General features: G+C 39.1%; 12 protein-coding genes and 1 pseudogene. 9 read left to right on the forward strand and 4 right to left on the reverse strand.

Annotated elements, in window-relative coordinates; all coding sequences use genetic code 11:
- The first annotated feature begins 152 nt into the window (after nucleotides 1-152).
- The 4 genes from L0668_RS18515 to L0668_RS18530 all read left to right on the forward strand — a co-directional run bounded on the left by L0668_RS18515 (nucleotide 153) and on the right by L0668_RS18530 (nucleotide 5,167).
- Complete coding sequence (locus L0668_RS18515) at nucleotides 153-2,537, forward strand: glycoside hydrolase family 140 protein (protein WP_235314216.1); 2,385 nt, start codon at nucleotides 153-155, stop codon at nucleotides 2,535-2,537.
- Between the two features lie 181 nt (nucleotides 2,538-2,718).
- Complete coding sequence (locus tag L0668_RS18520) at nucleotides 2,719-3,435, forward strand: FadR/GntR family transcriptional regulator (protein ID WP_235314217.1); 717 nt, start codon at nucleotides 2,719-2,721, stop codon at nucleotides 3,433-3,435.
- Between the two features lie 221 nt (nucleotides 3,436-3,656).
- Entirely contained in the window at nucleotides 3,657-4,871 is a 1,215-nt protein-coding gene (locus tag L0668_RS18525; RefSeq protein WP_235314218.1) for a hypothetical protein, read from the forward strand.
- A 155-nt stretch (nucleotides 4,872-5,026) separates the two neighbouring features.
- The gene (locus tag L0668_RS18530) at nucleotides 5,027-5,167 is read left to right on the forward strand and encodes a transposase (RefSeq protein WP_235314219.1); all 141 of its coding nucleotides are present in this window, start codon (nucleotides 5,027-5,029) and stop codon (nucleotides 5,165-5,167) included.
- A gap of 263 nt (nucleotides 5,168-5,430) precedes the next feature.
- On the opposite strand, the gene L0668_RS18535 is transcribed toward L0668_RS18530, so the two are convergent.
- A complete protein-coding gene (locus L0668_RS18535; RefSeq protein WP_235314220.1) occupies nucleotides 5,431-6,528 on the reverse strand; it encodes a glycoside hydrolase family protein in 1,098 nt (365 codons plus the stop codon).
- A gap of 157 nt (nucleotides 6,529-6,685) precedes the next feature.
- Here L0668_RS18535 and L0668_RS18540 point away from each other — a divergent pair, with 157 nt between their 5' ends.
- The 5 genes from L0668_RS18540 (at nucleotide 6,686) to L0668_RS18560 (ending at nucleotide 11,457) form a co-directional block, all read left to right on the forward strand.
- The gene (locus L0668_RS18540) at nucleotides 6,686-7,864 is read left to right on the forward strand and encodes an aldo/keto reductase (protein ID WP_235314221.1); all 1,179 of its coding nucleotides are present in this window, start codon (nucleotides 6,686-6,688) and stop codon (nucleotides 7,862-7,864) included.
- Nucleotides 7,865-8,021: 157 nt separating this feature from the next.
- Nucleotides 8,022-9,371 (forward strand): nickel pincer cofactor biosynthesis protein LarC, encoded by a 1,350-nt coding sequence (gene larC / locus L0668_RS18545; protein ID WP_235314222.1) that lies wholly within the window; start codon nucleotides 8,022-8,024, stop codon nucleotides 9,369-9,371.
- Entirely contained in the window at nucleotides 9,368-10,168 is an 801-nt protein-coding gene (gene larE, locus L0668_RS18550; protein ID WP_235314223.1) for an ATP-dependent sacrificial sulfur transferase LarE, read from the forward strand. Before larC ends, larE begins: the two co-directional genes overlap by 4 nt.
- The gene (larB, locus tag L0668_RS18555; protein ID WP_235314224.1) at nucleotides 10,161-10,820 is read left to right on the forward strand and encodes a nickel pincer cofactor biosynthesis protein LarB; all 660 of its coding nucleotides are present in this window, start codon (nucleotides 10,161-10,163) and stop codon (nucleotides 10,818-10,820) included. Before larE ends, larB begins: the two co-directional genes overlap by 8 nt.
- Nucleotides 10,821-10,830: 10 nt before the next feature.
- The gene (locus L0668_RS18560; RefSeq protein WP_235314225.1) at nucleotides 10,831-11,457 is read left to right on the forward strand and encodes a hypothetical protein; all 627 of its coding nucleotides are present in this window, start codon (nucleotides 10,831-10,833) and stop codon (nucleotides 11,455-11,457) included.
- 124 nt (nucleotides 11,458-11,581) lie between these two features.
- Here L0668_RS18560 and L0668_RS18565 read toward each other — a convergent pair whose 3' ends face one another.
- The 3 genes and pseudogenes from L0668_RS18565 to L0668_RS18575 all read right to left on the reverse strand — a co-directional run bounded on the left by L0668_RS18565 (nucleotide 11,582) and on the right by L0668_RS18575 (nucleotide 15,645).
- Entirely contained in the window at nucleotides 11,582-11,719 is a 138-nt protein-coding gene (locus L0668_RS18565) for a hypothetical protein (protein WP_235314226.1), read from the reverse strand.
- Between the two features lie 119 nt (nucleotides 11,720-11,838).
- Nucleotides 11,839-12,090, reverse strand: a pseudogene (locus L0668_RS18570) (transposase family protein); the annotation flags it as partial.
- 210 nt (nucleotides 12,091-12,300) lie between these two features.
- A complete protein-coding gene (locus L0668_RS18575; RefSeq protein ID WP_235314227.1) occupies nucleotides 12,301-15,645 on the reverse strand; it encodes a TonB-dependent receptor in 3,345 nt (1,114 codons plus the stop codon).
- Nucleotides 15,646-16,125: the final 480 nt, after the last annotated feature.

The raw sequence follows: 16,125 nt of genomic DNA on the forward strand, positions 1-16,125 counted from the left end.
GTCACTCCCCGTTGATGATCTAGATGACTCGAACATTTCGTTAGTTAACATTCTAAATTACACATAATTTTTTTCGAAATATATTGTAATACAAATGGGTGTTTGTCACAATTCAGTTACATTATTGCTACATGGTTTGAATTATATATAAAATGAAACGATTACTGATAGGTTGCACACAAGCTTTACTTCTAGTGTTTTACGCGAATACAGGTATTGCCCAGCAAGGTAAAGCTGTTATCGATGCAGATGATTTAATGTTGCAAGGTAGCGGTTTTTTTATACGGGAAGGCTTAATTGGCTTTAGGGTTCAAGATGGTAAAACTCAAGGTGAAGTTAGTTCTACTGTGCCTTTAGGCAATAGTCGTTTCGATATTCAGTTACACACGGCCGGTGATAAGAATGGTCAGTCGACCTATACCTTAAAAGTGGGTGACAGTGTGGTTGGCAAGTTCACTTCACCCAAAACAACCAAGGATATCGATAAATCAGCTTCATATATTGCTAGCTTTAATAAGGTTGAAATTAACGAAGGTGAAAAATTTACTGTTTCTGTAGAAAACTCAAGCACTAATGGCAAAGACTACAGTCGTGGATATTGGTCAAAAATTGTGTTTAGTGCCATTGATTATGATCCGGGCAAAGATAAAGCCGATGTGTCTGCAATGCGCCTTCAAGAAGAAATTGAATCTGGACCAGCGTTAGTATCGCCAAGACAAACTGACGGCGACGGGACTGTGGTTATCTCTGGTGAACAAAAACAATGGCATGATGTGGTACTTACCTTAGATGGACCATTTGCCTACGAGCAAGATATTAATCCAAATCCTTTCTTAGATTACAGAATGTCTGTCACTTTCGCTCATGAATCAGGCGTGCCTACTTATACTGTACCAGGTTACTTTGCTACAGATGGCAATGCCGCCGAAACATCAGCTGTTTCGGGCGTTAAATGGAGAGCTCACGTATCGCCTGATAAACCTGGTTTATGGAGTTATCGTGTTTCTTTTGTTAAAGGTGAAAATGCCTCTGTGACGCCATCAGTAGGTGAGTATGTTTATCCTTTCCAAGGCAAGTATGGCACCTTTAACGTTGCTAAAACCGACAAAAAAGGTCGGGATTTTAGAGCCAAAGGCCGCTTAGAATATGTAGGCGGACATTACTTACGACACGCTGGAACGGGTGAATACTTCTTAAAAGCAGGCCCAGATGCACCAGAAACTATGCTGGCTTATGCCGACATAGATAACACTTTGGGTGTTAAACCAAACCTTGCCATTAAAACTTGGCAACCTCACGCTCAAGATGCCAAAAGTAGTGATCCCACTTGGCAAGATGGTAAAGGCAAAAACCTACTTGGTGCGTTTAATTATTTGGCAGATAAAGGGTTAAATGCATTTTCGTTTTTAACCTATAACGCTGCCGGTGATGGTGACAATATTTGGCCATATGTAGAGCGTAACGGTAAGTTTCATTTTGATACGTCTAAACTTGATCAATGGGGAATATTGTTTAGCCATGCACAAAAATTAGGTTTGTATCTGCACTTTAAACTGCAAGAAAATGAAAACGATGATAATCGCAAAGGTAAAAAGCCGATTGTTATTAAGGAATCATTAGATGGTGGATTACTGGGGATAGAGAGAAAACTCTATTTACGTGAAATTATCGCCCGTTATTCTCATCATTTGGCCCTTAACTGGAATCTAGGTGAAGAGAACACCCAAAGTTATGAAGAACAAAGAGATATGGCCGAATACATATTGAATGTTGACCCCTATGATCACAACACAGTGATACATTCATTTCCAAATCAACAAGAAAAAGTGTACTTGTCGATGTTAGGCAGCCAGTCAGTGTTAACCGGTGCGTCTTTGCAAAACAGTTGGAAACATGCCCATCAAAAAACGTTACGCTGGGTTGAGCAATCTCGTGCCGCTGGCAAGCCTTGGGTTGTAGCCAATGATGAACAAAATCCAGCTGGTATGGGCGTACCACCTGATCCTGGTTATAAAGGTTTTGACGGTTGGGCTCAAGATCGTGAAATGAAATACAACCTGCATGATGTTCGTAAGAAAACCCTTTGGGGTAATCTGATGGCAGGTGGTGCGGGTGTAGAGTATTACTTTGGCTATCGTCTGTTAGAAAATGACTTAGTTGCTGAAGACTTTAGAAGTCGTGATATGTCTTGGGACTATGCCGGTATTGCAGTCAAATTTTTTGCTGATAATGACATTCCTGTGCATAGAATGAGAAACATGAATGATTTAGCTGTTACAGATAAAGGTACTGAAAAACCATATGTATTCGCTAACGAAGGTGAGGTTTATTTGGTGTATTTACATGCAGCTAATAAAACGACCCTTGATCTCAGTTTAGATAGAGGTCGTTACAGCATTCGTTGGTTTAACCCAAGAATAGGCGGTGACTTAAGCAAAGGTACTATTTCTAAGGTCTCCGCAGGCGGTGTGGTTGACTTAGGTTTACCTAAGTCAGAACGAAATGAAGACTGGTTGGTTGTGGTTAAAAAGATATAAATATTCCACTTTTCACATATTTTAATTATATGACTGGTTGTCTTTTACAACCGGTCATTTTTTATTTTGGGCGTAGTAAACTTATTTAAGATGAATTATTGGTATTTGATGCTATTTAGTTGAAATTGTTGTATTTTATATAAAAATATAAAATACTCTTTCCCCGATTAGGACACGTTAAATGGCAAATTTTGCTAGCAGTAAAAATTTATCCCAAAGAATGACTATTGAATTGGGAAGAGCCATAGTCTGTGGTGAATATCCTAGAGATAAAAGTCTACCTACTGAAGCAGCTTTGTGTGAAAAGTTTGGCGTGAGCCGCACGGCTGTGCGAGAAGCGATTAAGATGTTAACCGCTAAAGGCTTGATTACAAGTAAACCTAAACAAGGGATTAGAATTCAGCCTGAAGAAAACTGGAATATTTTAGACCCTGAAATGTTGAGTTGGTCACTTGAGGCCAAACCTTCATTAATTGTTTTAAAAGAATTTACCCAAATGCGTATGGCTGTTGAACCTGAAGCCTGTGCTTTGGCGGCTCGTCACGCATCTCCAGAACGTTTAGCTGCAATAGAGAGTAGTTTGGTTAGAATGGAGCAAGCTGTACAGAATAATGATCTTGCTGCTGAACTTGAAGCCGATATTGATTTTCATGTGGCCATTTTGTATGCCAGTGAAAACCGTTTCTATATCCGTATGCGAGATTTTACCCGTACCGCATTAAACGTCAGTATTCAGCACACTACGCCTGCCATTGATAACTCTGAAAGTATAGTCGATGAGCATGCTAGAATTTACAACGCTATCAAATCGGGGAACGCAGAACGAGCTAAAAATAGTATGTTTTTGTTAATCGATGAAGCCCTGAGTATTATTGAAGATAAACTAAGTAAAATTTAACCTCCTGTGAAATAAGTAGAGCAATTCAAGCTATTCATAGTTAAGTATTGAATTACTCTGCTTAGTATCTATTCCTCACTACTTCACTCCTAGTTCGCATTTCATTTACAATTTATTAATATTATGTGTAAATTTAATTTCTAAATGTATTATAATATACGTATGTTTGGCGGCACGTGCGCCGTAAATATTCTTTAAACAATATAAGCGAGATTAACTAAATGAAATTATTGCCTTTAAGTTTGATTGGATTAAGTATTTTGACGGTGAGCTGTGCCAATACTAAACAGCAAATTGAAATTGAAAAAGAAGTGGTAACGGTAAATAAAAATTATGCTGAAAAAAACGGTTTAGTGGTTATTGAAGCAGAAAATTTTTCTACGCAAGTCTTGTCAGATAAAAGACGTTGGTTAATTTTTGACGAAAATGGAACGGCAAGTGAGCCTGGCTTATATGCCGATCCTGATACTCCTCATTCTGCAGGCGCTAGTGGTAATAGTTATATAGAAATTTTGCCAGACAATCGAACCAATCATGATGAAAAACTCATTCCAGGTGAAAACTTTATGCCTACCCCTGGGGTTATGGCTGTTTTAACTTATCCAGTATATTTTAGTGAGCCAGGTCGTTACATTATTTGGGGCAGGGCGTTTAGTACTGGACCTGAAGATAATGGATTTCATTTTGGCTTAGACGGTGTGTGGCAAGAAAAATCTCAACGGTTACAGTTCTGTCAAGGCAAACACCAGTGGACATGGTCTTCTCAACAAAGAGTGCCGGAAAATCATTGCGGTACCCCAAAAACTCTCTGGCTTGATGTAGAAAAAGCGGGGCAACATACACTTATGCTGTCAATGCGCGAAGACGGTGCAGAGCTGGATAAAATTATTTTAAGTAAAGATCAAAGTTATACGCCAGAAGGCCTTGGCCCGGCTGAAACTTTTTACCAAACACCTAAATTAGAAGAAAAGAAAGTTTATAAAGATATTGATAATTACGCATATATCTTAAATTCTAAAGACAGTTTTAATTTCGAAAATGGCACTGCGGATAGTTATTATTTTGATAAAGGCCGGGGTGTTTTAGCCATTAATGCAGGTAAGCCAGAATTAAGAAATAAATTCATTTCGGCTAGTTATATTCACAAAAAACCTAAACCACAGTCATTTAACATGAAGTTAGTGACGTTAACTGAATTAGATGGTGAGTCTGAATATAAAGTCTTGTTAAATGGAAAACTAATTGGTGACTTTAAGAACCCTGAAACCAATCTAGATTATAAAGAAGCGGTATTTGATTTAGGTTTAATAGAGCTTAAAAAGGGTGACGAAATTACCGTAAAATCTAACGCTGTGACTAATGGTAAAATCCCAGAAGGTGATATAACAGCCTTTGCACGTGGCAGATGGCGCGGTGTGGTTTTACAGCACCCATAGCCATAAAACCAGTTTTAAGAAGCCAGCTAGGCAACGTGCCTAGTTGGCTTTTTATGTTTGTAGCGTCCCAAATTTGTAGCATAGAGTTGATAGTCTGAAAGGCAACAAATTTACAGGCACGACATGTCTATGGTCGAGGTCATGTTCGGTAACCCATGTTCGGTAATAGTGTGACCAACAAAAAGCTCAACAGATTTAGCCTACGAGGTAAAAGGAAAGTGCAAGGCCAATGGCACTTGTTCTGTTTGCTGCACAACCTTGAGAAACTCAACAATTACCGACAGTTATCGGCGTAGTCACCCCAACATCACACGAAATAAGGCCCTTCAAACTACCTGGAAATAGCTACATGCGAGCACCAAGGATGGTCGAAGGTAGGGTAACGCAGTACGCAGTTATAGAGAGTGCGGTGAACTAAGTGAAAGCTTTGACTGCGCAGCTCATGCACAGTGTGCGTAGCACATAAATGACGAAATCTTGTTTAGTGAACCTAGTGAATAATACAAACACAAACACCTTCATAATGAAGGTGTTTAATCATTACATTATTTAAAAAACGTTATTGTTTGAGCGGAATGAATAACGAATGAGTATCACCGTTCTTCAAAAATATTCCTGCTGTCATTACCAGCGGTTTACCGTTTTCAGAATATATGCCCATTCGCTCATAGCGATGAACTTCCACGGTTTTCCCTGTTGTGGTGACATACTCTTTATCAGCCACTTTATAATGTTTGGCTCTTTCCCAATTTAAACCGTCGGTTGAGGTTAACATGCCCATATAACCAAATGCATGATACAAGTTATAATAACGCTTACGCTGGGCGTCATACCAAACTTCCGGATCTTCTGAATTATAATTAATTACCACAGGCTTAGGTTGCATTTTCCAAGGGCCTAGAGGGTTGTCTGCTAATAACGCAGCCTGCATTCGGATAATCTCATTCGGTTTTTGATCCGGTTGATCTCCGCGAATAACCATTAAATAGTCACCTTCAGGGCGCTTAGTCACCGTGACGTTATTTGACTGATTTGCAATGGGTAATTGAGGTTCAAATACGGGTCTATCAAAGCGTTTCCACGGTCCTTCAATATTATCAGCAACCGCCACCCCAATACGTTGATTTAACCGTAGCATATTTCTCAGATTACCAGGCTCCCAATCAGAACTGCGGGCTTCTTGAAGTTGCTCTTTCGTTAAGTCCGTAATACCTGAATTTGTCGACATATAATAAAGGTAATATTTGCCGTCAAATTCATACACTTTAGTACAATGCACTGTGTATTGATCCCAATAACCATCGCCTCTACCACCCATAACTTCTTGAACTTTTGTCCACGGCCCTGTTGGGCTATCAGAAACAGCACGAGATACAATGCCATCGGTTAACCAAGAATAAAAACCATGCTTTTTAGGCATTTGGTCGTAAAACAAATGATATTTTCCATCCTTGCCTTTAACAATGGTTGAACCCCAGTTGAAATATTCATCATCATGAAAAATATTTTCTTGCGCGACCGGCTGCATAGCTGCTGTCAAGTTATAATCGTCGGTGTCTTTTGCATTGGTTGCGATTGTGAATAACAATAAGGTTAGGGATAACAAAATCCCACTAAAACGGTGGTGAACAAACGGATGTTTTTTACTATTCTTCATTTATGAGTATTCCATATTATCGAGCTAGTTTAATTCGTATAGTGGTAAAATACGGTGCTATGAGTAATTTAAAAAAAGTGCTATTTATTCTAGATTACACATAGTATACAATATGCATTACACAATGTGCAATAATTGAGTCAATGGGAGCGATTGAATGACTAAGCCAACAAATTCTCGAAGAGATTTCTTTAAAGGTACAGCTGCTGCTTCAATAGGGCTGACTTTAGCACCCAGTTTATTGGCAGGAACAAGTACGCCAAAAATCACAAAATCTCTAGATAAAATCAAGCCAATTTGGCGTAATAAACAAGATGGTGTTACTTATCGCATGATGGGCAGGACCGGCATGATGGCTTCTGAGATAGTACTTGGCACATTCCCTTTTACTGACGACTCTTACGATGGAGTAATAGACTATGGGATTGATCAAGGCATTAATTACATAGATACGGCGCCGGCATATAGCAATGGACAAGTCGAGGCGACAATAGGTAATTATCTTAAAAAGTCAGGTAATAGAGACAAAGTCTTCTTATCGACTAAGTTAAGTTTTTATTATGGGTATATAGACAGAGTCATTCGAGATATCGAAAAAGGCTTACCCCAAGGTAAAAAAGACGCTTTGCTTAAAAAAGCTAATGCCATGATTGAGCAGCGTTCGGTAATGAAGCCGGGTTACCATATGAATTATTTTACTGGTCAAGAAGCGCAATTCCCAAAGACTTATTATCGGCATTTGATGCTTCAAGAGTATGGTTTTAAATCTGAGTGGCGAGCTAAAATTAAGCAGCACGCCTACAAATTACTCGAAGATTCACTTAGACGTTTACAAACCGATCATCTAGACGTATTACATTGCCCCCATGGTATCGCTATGCCCGAAATGATGGACGATGAAGTGCTTCAAGAAGTATTGGCAGAATTTAAACAAAAAGGTTTGATTAGCGCTTCAGCCGTTTCCTTTCATAACGATGTGGCAGGGCATTTGGCAAAAGCTATCGAGGTAGATTATTACGATATCACTATGTTTGCCTACAATATTGCCAATCATGCTGCCCTAGAAAATCTTATGTTCAAAGCCAAAGAAGCGGGAATAGGTATGGTAGCTATGAAAGTAGCTAAGTTACTGTGGCTAAAGGATCAGCCAGAATGGCGCCTCGAAAAATTAAACACCGCTATTCCCGAACAAGGCATGTCTAAATTTTCCAAAGCTTATCTGTGGGCTTTACAAAACCCCAACTTATCAGCTTGTGTTTCTGAAATGCATACAAAAGATATCATTACTGATAATTTAAAAGTTATGGGCAGGAAAGTAGACATTCAAACAGTGTAAAACCTAACACTGAGTCACTTATACCAATCCGTATTAAGCAAAAATAAAGTACTGTTGGTCTTAAACCCCACAAGTACTTTTTCTTTGTCTGTTATTAACATTAATTTAAATCGCTCACCTGAGTAGCCCATCTCAGTAAACATAGTTGATTGATAAAATGAAAACTAAAGTTGGAAATTCTCATATACATTTAGACATAGTGGGTGGTATTGCTGGCGACATGTTTATCAGTGCCATGTTAGACACCTTTGAGGATTTGCAATCACCCGTCCAATTAGCTGTTGCATGCGTCGTCCCTACCTCTATTGGCGCGGCAGAAGTATTAGCAGGTATAAATTCAGGGGTGAGTGGCAAGACGTTTTCTTTGAAGTTGAATGAAACTAATCACAGCCATAAAGTAGGGTCATCTAATTCTAAACTTGAAGGTGGGCATCAACACTCACCTCAACACCAGCATGAACATGAACATGTAAACAGCCATGAGCACTTAAACAGCCATGAGCACATGAAAAACCATGAGCATAGCCCTACAACAACTTACCGATATTTGTGTCAGTTAATTGCAGATAGTGAGTTAAATACTGATGTGATTAGTGCAGCGACAGAGCTACTGACAATTATTGGCAAGGCAGAAGCAAAGATCCACAATAAAACCCTCGATGATGTGCATTTTCATGAGTTAGCCGATTGGGACTCCTTGATGGATGTAGTGGCTGCAGCCGTTATTCTTAATGCTTTATCCTCTAGTAGTTGGAGTACCTCAAAGTTGCCTATTGGCGGCGGTTTAGTCAATACACAGCATGGTCTTATCCCTGTTCCAGCTCCTGCCACTGCAGAAATTTTGCTTGGTTTCGAGTTTTTTGATGACAATATTAAAGGTGAACGCATTACCCCAACGGGGGCCGCGATACTCAGATACTTGCATAATCATCAGTTGTTAATCCCTTCTGTTCAAGGAATGTTACTAGCGACAGGATATGGATTGGGCAGCAAAATATTTCCTGGCATGCCGAATATTTTGCGAGCTATGCACTTTGATACACAAAGTGGCCATCAAGGAGGCGACCAAAATAGCCAGCAAGATACAGTGGTTATTATTGAATTTGATATTGATGATATGACAGGTGAAGAAACGGCTTTATCTCTTGATTTACTAAGATCACACCAAGGTGTGATTGATGTAACGGTACTAACGGCGAGAGGTAAAAAAAACCGAGCGGTAGACGTGATCCGTATTTTGGCCTCCAGCCAATACTATAAAAATGTAATGGATGAGTGTTTTTTACAAACCACGACCATTGGCCTAAGGTATCGTTTTGAAACGCGACGTTATTTACCCAGAACACAGCACAAACATCAAGAGTACGCTTTTAAAAGTGTGTTGCGTCCCAAAGGACAACAGACACAAAAAATTGAACATGATGCATTAACCTCCTTAGAAACATTGAGTCAACGCAGGGCTGTAAAATATAAAGTTGAAACAGCTAAAAAACAGGGGCAGTCGTGAATACACATAAAGTAGATCAGTTGGTTGCTTATTTAGACAAATTTTCACAGTGTTCTATCGCTGTGAGTGGTGGCATAGACAGCATGTTACTTGCCTATATTGCTCATCGGTTTTCTACTGCACAAGTAAAGATTGTTCATGCTTATTCTCCTGCTGTGCCAATTAGCGCACTCGAAAGAGTGAAGGCTCATGCCCAGCAATATGGCTGGGATATGTTGATCATCGATGCCAAAGAATTCGATGACGAAAATTATATTAATAATCCGGTAAACCGTTGTTACTACTGTAAAAGTAATTTGTATACTCGCATTGGTCAACATACTAAAGGGGCTGTATTTTCTGGTACTAACATGGATGATTTAGGTGACGTAAGACCAGGATTAGAAGCCGCAGTTGAGCAAAATGTAAAACACCCCTACGTTGAAGTTGGCATTAATAAAGATGAGATTTATGCCATAGCAAAGTCTTATGGTTTATCCCAACTACATTCTCTTCCCGGGCAACCCTGCTTGGCTAGTCGAGTTGAAACTGGCATAACAATTAAATCAGATGACATGATTTTTATTGATCGTGTTGAAGAACAAGTTCGCCAACAGCTACCTTCTTTTAAGAAGATCCGCTGCCGTATTTCTCATCAAGGTATTTTTATCGAGTTAGATCAACTACCTGAACAAATAACATCAGAAAAACTGTCTGAGATATTAGGTCACTTTTGTGCCGAGCAAGGTAGAATTTTTTCAGGATTGAAGGTTTATCAAAAAGGCTCAGCATTTCTAAATGGCATCACTCATGAATAATTTTGTTTGGGATAAAGATCGAAAATCACGCACAGGTGTAGCCGAAGCCGTGTTTTGTTCCCATAAAAGTCATGCTGATTTACAAGATATTATTCGTTTTAATTTAACAAGCGAAAGCCCTGTGCTTTTCACTCGTTTATCCGTTGAGCAATGGCTAGCTTTACCCTCTGAATTGCAAACGCAGATGGACTACGACCAATGTTCTGCTACGGCATTACTCAACTTTTCATGTGAACTATCAAGCAAAAAGCAGGTGTGTATTGTGACTGCTGGTACCTCTGATTTGGCCATTGCAGCCGAAGCACAACGCACATTGGCCTTTAATGGATATCAAGCTCCCATTTTTTCCGATTTAGGAGTGGCTGGTTTGTGGCGTATAATGGAAAAAATAGATGAGATCCGTGAGTACAAAATAATCATTGCCTTAGCAGGTATGGAAGGGGCACTTTTTAGTGTGTTAGCCGGTTTAGTCAGAGCGCCCATTATTGCGGTGCCTACCTCAGTTGGTTACGGCGTATCCAGCGAAGGTAAATTGGCATTAGACAGCGCATTGGGCTCATGTTCGCCGGGGATTTTGACCGTCAATATTGATAATGGTTTTGGTGCAGCAAATGCGGCAATTAAAATTATTAATCAATTTTCTGTAGATTGAGGGAAGGGCAGTGGAAGATAATATTTTAAATGTGGTGGCCCTAGGGATGATGTTTGGTGTGATACATGCCTTTGATGTAGATCATATTATGGCTATGGCGACCTTCTCAGATCAGCAATCTAAACGAAAACATATATTAACCTACGCGTTTAAATGGGGATTGGGTCATGGCGGTATATTGTTATGTCTAGGCTTACTTCTGGCTTTTATTGGCTATAAGTTACCTAGCTGGTTTACCTATTATGCAGAAATGCTAGTAGGTGTGCTGTTAATCTATTTAGGCGCTAAATTATTACTCTTACTACACAAGAAAGATATTTTTAGTTTTAAGCAACCCCCTAATAAACAACTCAAACCCAATACCCATGATCATGCCCCTTTATTCATTGGGATGTTGCATGGTGTTGCCGGTAGCGCTCCACTATTAGCGTTATTACCTAATATGCTAGAGACACAGTTTCTGTTACATATAAGTATATTTTCATTAGGATGTTTATTCGGCATGTTTTGCTTTGGCTTGGTTTTTGGTTCATATCAGGTCCATATAAAACATGTAGGAGCTAATTTAGCTAACCGATTGACTCAGCTATTAGGTTTAAGCTCAATTGGATTAGGCACTTTTTGGGTATTAATGTGAGTTGTTTATTAAAAGCATGCACTTCGTTTATTGCCATCTTGGTAACGGCTCAATGCGTTACACTACCTTTTGGTGTCAATGGCGGTCGTATGCCAATTAACCTACTAATTCACCACAAAATTGGCTAGACTTGAGCCACGGGTAGATCAAAAGCACGTGCTTCGCATAAGGCATTCACTGCGTTCATAATGCATTGGGATTGTTGGCTAAGAATCAAATTTTCAGCCATGACGGGAAATGTAAAGCCTATCCCTAACGTCATTCCAGAGGTTCCTGTTAACAACATAATGGCTGACTTGGTTGTATCTTATTTAAAGAGCCCATCGCTATCTTTCGCATTACATTAAACACGAGTGGCCCCTGCTTTTTACGTATTCTTGATTCATCTTCTTTTAACCGAAAAGTGACACTAGCAATGGTGTCATGTTTAGGTATACCATATTTGAAAGTCCCGAATTGCTTCAACCAATCAAGCTTTAGTTGCCCAAAACCTTCAATGTCTTCCCAGCCTTGAGCGCCAAAAAGCACAGCACATACAGTCAGTAAAAGAATATCAATGAGTGAATGTTTTTTACAACGTTCAATGTGAGGGGCGGTAATTGAATCAAAGTGTGTTAGAAAAGTGGTGCTAATAATCGTGACCGAGAATAGTTTTAGATTTTGATCAGAGTACAACACAACTTATGACGATACTAACTACTGTCTTTTCTTTGCCAACGCCTAGAAACTTATAGGTAAGGTTTTCGCTTAACTTCTTTCTATTAACCATTGTTGATTTTTAGTGCAAAAAAAGCCAACCTGTAAAAACAGGTTGGCTTATATTGAACACCTAACTAAATGTTTTTAGAAAGAAGCTCTGATTGCTAATCTATATGTCGCACCTGTCGCCCATTCACGAACTGTTCTCGACTTGTTGGCTTCACCTTCTAGTGCATTGCCTTCAAGTACAAAATTCGCATCAACTAAGTTCGTGTAATATTGTCTATATATACGCTCGTTTAGGTTAACTGCATTGAATGTTAACGTGAATGTTTCATTTAGCTTATATGTTGCAGACAAGTCTAGAGATCCACCTCCTTCATTCCAAATTGCTCCATTTTTGTAAGAGCGACGTGATAACGAGTCACTTCTGTGATTATAAGCTAAACGGATTAAATTACCGTCTTGCTCCCAGAAAGTTGAAAGGTTGTATTGATGTTTAGATACGTTTTCCAATGGTAATGAAGAAAGCTGTGTATCAAATCCAATGATTTCTGCGTCAGTTTGTGAGTCTGAGTAAGTGTAGTTAGCTGCCACACCTAAACCGCTCCATATACCTGGTAAAAAGTCATAGTTTTGGTTATAGCCTAATTCCAAGCCTTGAATTGAAGCACCTTTACCATTTCGTATTACGTTTACGTTAATAGTGTCACATTGAGTAGACAAATCAAGGGCGTTAGACTCCCATCTATGACGGAGGTTAGGCATACAGTTTGGTTCTTCAAACACTGTTTTTGGTGAACCATCGGCATTCGGTTGAATTAAGGCTTCACCAAGAGGGTCAAGCGCTTCTAATTGCTCTTGAGTAAAATCACGTAAATCAATCCAGTGTTCACTTCGTGTGGCTATTTCCTCAAAGTTGGTCATATCTTTGTAGAAAATGGCTGCACTTAACGCGCCTCCATCGTTAAAGTACCACTCATAAGATAAGTCAAAGTTATTTGATTCTAAAGCAACCAAATTCGGGTTGTTAATGGTACCGCCAGAGTCTCCGCCACTCCATAGCAGGTAGTTTAAGGTGTAGCTAGGTTTTAAACTGTCAATTCTAGGACGTGCCATAGTGGTAGATGCTGCAGCACGTAATACCGTTTCGTCATCTAATTGATAGTTTAAGCTAATGCTAGGTAACCAGTTGTCGTAGGTATTTGAGCCTGTAGCTTTATACTGGTCAGGATCCTGCCCTAAGCCAGGGGCGTACCAGTAACGCGAACGAGCTAGAGGACTCGAGTTCCAATCTGCATCATAACAACTTTGTCCTGGAGCTGGGCCCCAGTTACCATTGTCATCTAAGGCACCAGCAAGGTTTGCCCCACTAACCCCATTAGCATCTTCATTATAGTCAACGCCATTAGCAAATAGCTGTGCTGGTGTACAAGCTGCTAAAGATGAATCAGCCGCTATTTGTAATAGTTTGTAATCAGAAGCAAATTGTCCAGTTTTGTGTTTAACACCTGAATAACCAATGCTGTCTACTGAGCTTTCAACATAACGAATACCAAGGTTACCGGTTAAGTCATCATCTAATAATGAGAAGTTCATTTTGAAATAGAGTGCTTTATTCTCTAATTCAACTTGTCTGTCATTAGATAAATCCGGTCTTCTGCGTACATCAGGAGTGGTAAATAATAAACTTAATGCTTTTTGACCGTCAATAGTATACCAACCATCAGTCGCGTTATCTCTTGGGTAACCCAATATAGCTAAGAAATCATCACCGTGTTTAGTTTGCCCTCTAGTGACTTCATCTAAACGTACAGAGGAAACCCCTTCGCCTAAACTAGGAGAAGGTAGTCCGTCTTCTACCCACGCATCATCAGCATTTTCAAAGAAGTTACCTTGGTTAAACACATCTTTGTTACGCTTTTGATATTTAGCCCCAAATTCAATTTTAGTGATTGGGCCCCAATCTGTTTCATAATCAAAATCTAAGAATACCTGTTTTTGTTCATCGCTCAAATCACGATCTCGAGTGTTCACTTGTTGCAGGTGAATACCATTTAAGTCATCAGGATTGAACATGGTTGTAGAAGTATTATCTAAAGAACTTTCTTCTGGTGCACCCGTTTGAGGTACACCGTCAATATCAGGGCCATAACCCACTATACCAGAACCAAAGCGAGCCAAACATTTTCCTGATGTGCAGTCGTAACCTACTGGTTCAACAACACCAACAGCTAAACCTTCGGTTTGAGTATCACTTACGTGCGCAAAGTTATTAGTATTTATGTAGGTGTAATAGTCATCATCTGCAACTGTTTTTGAATAACCCGCTCGAAATTGCATGCTAAAATCGTCTGTAAAATAATGATTAACATCAAGGTTATAAACTCGGTTTGTGGTTTCAATTCCGTTTTCTAGTTGGGCAATACGACCACGGGAGTACCGATTAAGTACTTTCTCAAACAATTGATTGTCGGGATTAAATACTACCCAAGGGTCATCGCCTGTTGCTATCGGATCCTCTGGTAAAAATTTATCGTTAGGGCCAATAACGGTAAATGTTGCTTCATCATAAGCAACATATTGGTCTGACATGGTGATATTTAGTAATACTTCTGTTTCTTCTGTTGGTAGCCATTGTACTGCTGTGGTAAACCCTTTGCGCTTTAACTGGTTAGTAGATAATGCATAACCATTTTGGTCATTTATAAGACCTGTAGTTGGGCCGCCCATGGGTTGCCCTGTGTTTTTATTGAAGGCGTCGTCAAAAGTTATTGTTTTATATCCATTAGCAAAAAAACGGTCTTGACGATAAGCCTGAGTTTCACTAAATGCTGTTACATAAACACCTAAGGTATCATCTAAGAATTTTTTAGAAAATGATCCTGAAATTTTATAATCTTGCTCGTCAGCAAAATCACTATGGCGGCCTTGAAGCTCTACCACTCGTTTGTCCTCACTTGCGTCTAAAGGACGAAATGTTTTTAACGATACAGTTGCACCTAAACTTCCTTCATTTTGGTCAGCCGTGGCGGTTTTTAAGACTTCAATAGAGTTCAATATATCTGAAGAAAATGCGCTTAAATCTACTGTTTGGTTTTCAGAGCTACTGGTTAATGTCACCCCGTTTAAACTGATAACGTTTAAATCAGGGCTGGCACCACGCACACTAACGGTTGTAGAGTCGCCGCCATCGCCAACACCACCACCACGTTGAATGGATACGCCAGTAATACGTTGTAAGGCTTCACCTATATCTTGGTCTGCAGATTTACCTATATCTTCAGAAAAAATAGAGTCGCTTATGGCGTCACTAGATCGTTTGTTATTAAGCGAGCGTAGTAGACTCCCTTTAAAGCCTTTTACTTCTATGACTTCAACTTGGGATTCGTCTGAACTTTCCTGTGCTAGGGCTAAATTAATACCACTTCCTAGTAAGGCCGGTAGCATGGCCAATGCTAATGGTTTTAGTTTGAATTTATTTTTCATTTTATTTCCGTGTGTTTGTTTATAAAAAGCATAATTTGTATATGCATTACACATAATAGTCTTATGTAAAAAATATGTAAAGATTGAAAGTGGGTTTATTGTATTTAAGTACTACTTGATTTTTTGGTTAAGATGCAAGTTTGCAGTGGGTTGGTTTAATTATTTACCGAGGTTTAATTATTTGCCTGAATTGAATATATTTAAAATATGTTGCTGAAAAACTGTGGTGATTTTTAGTGACGTATCTGTAGATTTTACGTGGTTTTATGCTGTTTATAATGTGTTTTAGCAGAAGTTTTAGACTTTTTCTTATTAAGGGTTTAGCGAGTTGGTCAAGTTAATGATGGTGTATTTTGTTATGCGTACATAATAAACATATTCATTTATGGTTGGAGGGTAAATAAGCAAAACGCTAAGATTGGAATCATTCTAATAATAAATACTACTAATAAGTTCAGAGTATGACTATTTGTTAATTAA

The organism is Paraglaciecola algarum (genome assembly GCF_021532655.1).
In the GTDB taxonomy this organism is placed as follows: Bacteria; Pseudomonadota; Gammaproteobacteria; order Enterobacterales; family Alteromonadaceae; genus Paraglaciecola; species Paraglaciecola algarum.

Excerpts from the sequence above, each read along its gene's own strand:
- L0668_RS18520 (WP_235314217.1), top strand. The coding sequence starts at position 2,719 with ATGGCAAATTTTGCTAGCAGTAAAAATTTATCCCAAAGAATGACTATT.
- larB (WP_235314224.1), top strand. The coding sequence starts at position 10,161 with ATGAATAATTTTGTTTGGGATAAAGATCGAAAATCACGCACAGGTGTA.
- L0668_RS18565 (WP_235314226.1), bottom strand. The coding sequence starts at position 11,719 with ATGACGTTAGGGATAGGCTTTACATTTCCCGTCATGGCTGAAAATTTG.
- L0668_RS18515 (WP_235314216.1), top strand. The coding sequence starts at position 153 with ATGAAACGATTACTGATAGGTTGCACACAAGCTTTACTTCTAGTGTTT.
- L0668_RS18530 (WP_235314219.1), top strand. The coding sequence starts at position 5,027 with ATGTTCGGTAATAGTGTGACCAACAAAAAGCTCAACAGATTTAGCCTA.
- L0668_RS18540 (WP_235314221.1), top strand. The coding sequence starts at position 6,686 with ATGACTAAGCCAACAAATTCTCGAAGAGATTTCTTTAAAGGTACAGCT.
- L0668_RS18535 (WP_235314220.1), bottom strand. The coding sequence starts at position 6,528 with ATGAAGAATAGTAAAAAACATCCGTTTGTTCACCACCGTTTTAGTGGG.
- L0668_RS18525 (WP_235314218.1), top strand. The coding sequence starts at position 3,657 with ATGAAATTATTGCCTTTAAGTTTGATTGGATTAAGTATTTTGACGGTG.
- larC (WP_235314222.1), top strand. The coding sequence starts at position 8,022 with ATGAAAACTAAAGTTGGAAATTCTCATATACATTTAGACATAGTGGGT.
- L0668_RS18575 (WP_235314227.1), bottom strand. The coding sequence starts at position 15,645 with ATGAAAAATAAATTCAAACTAAAACCATTAGCATTGGCCATGCTACCG.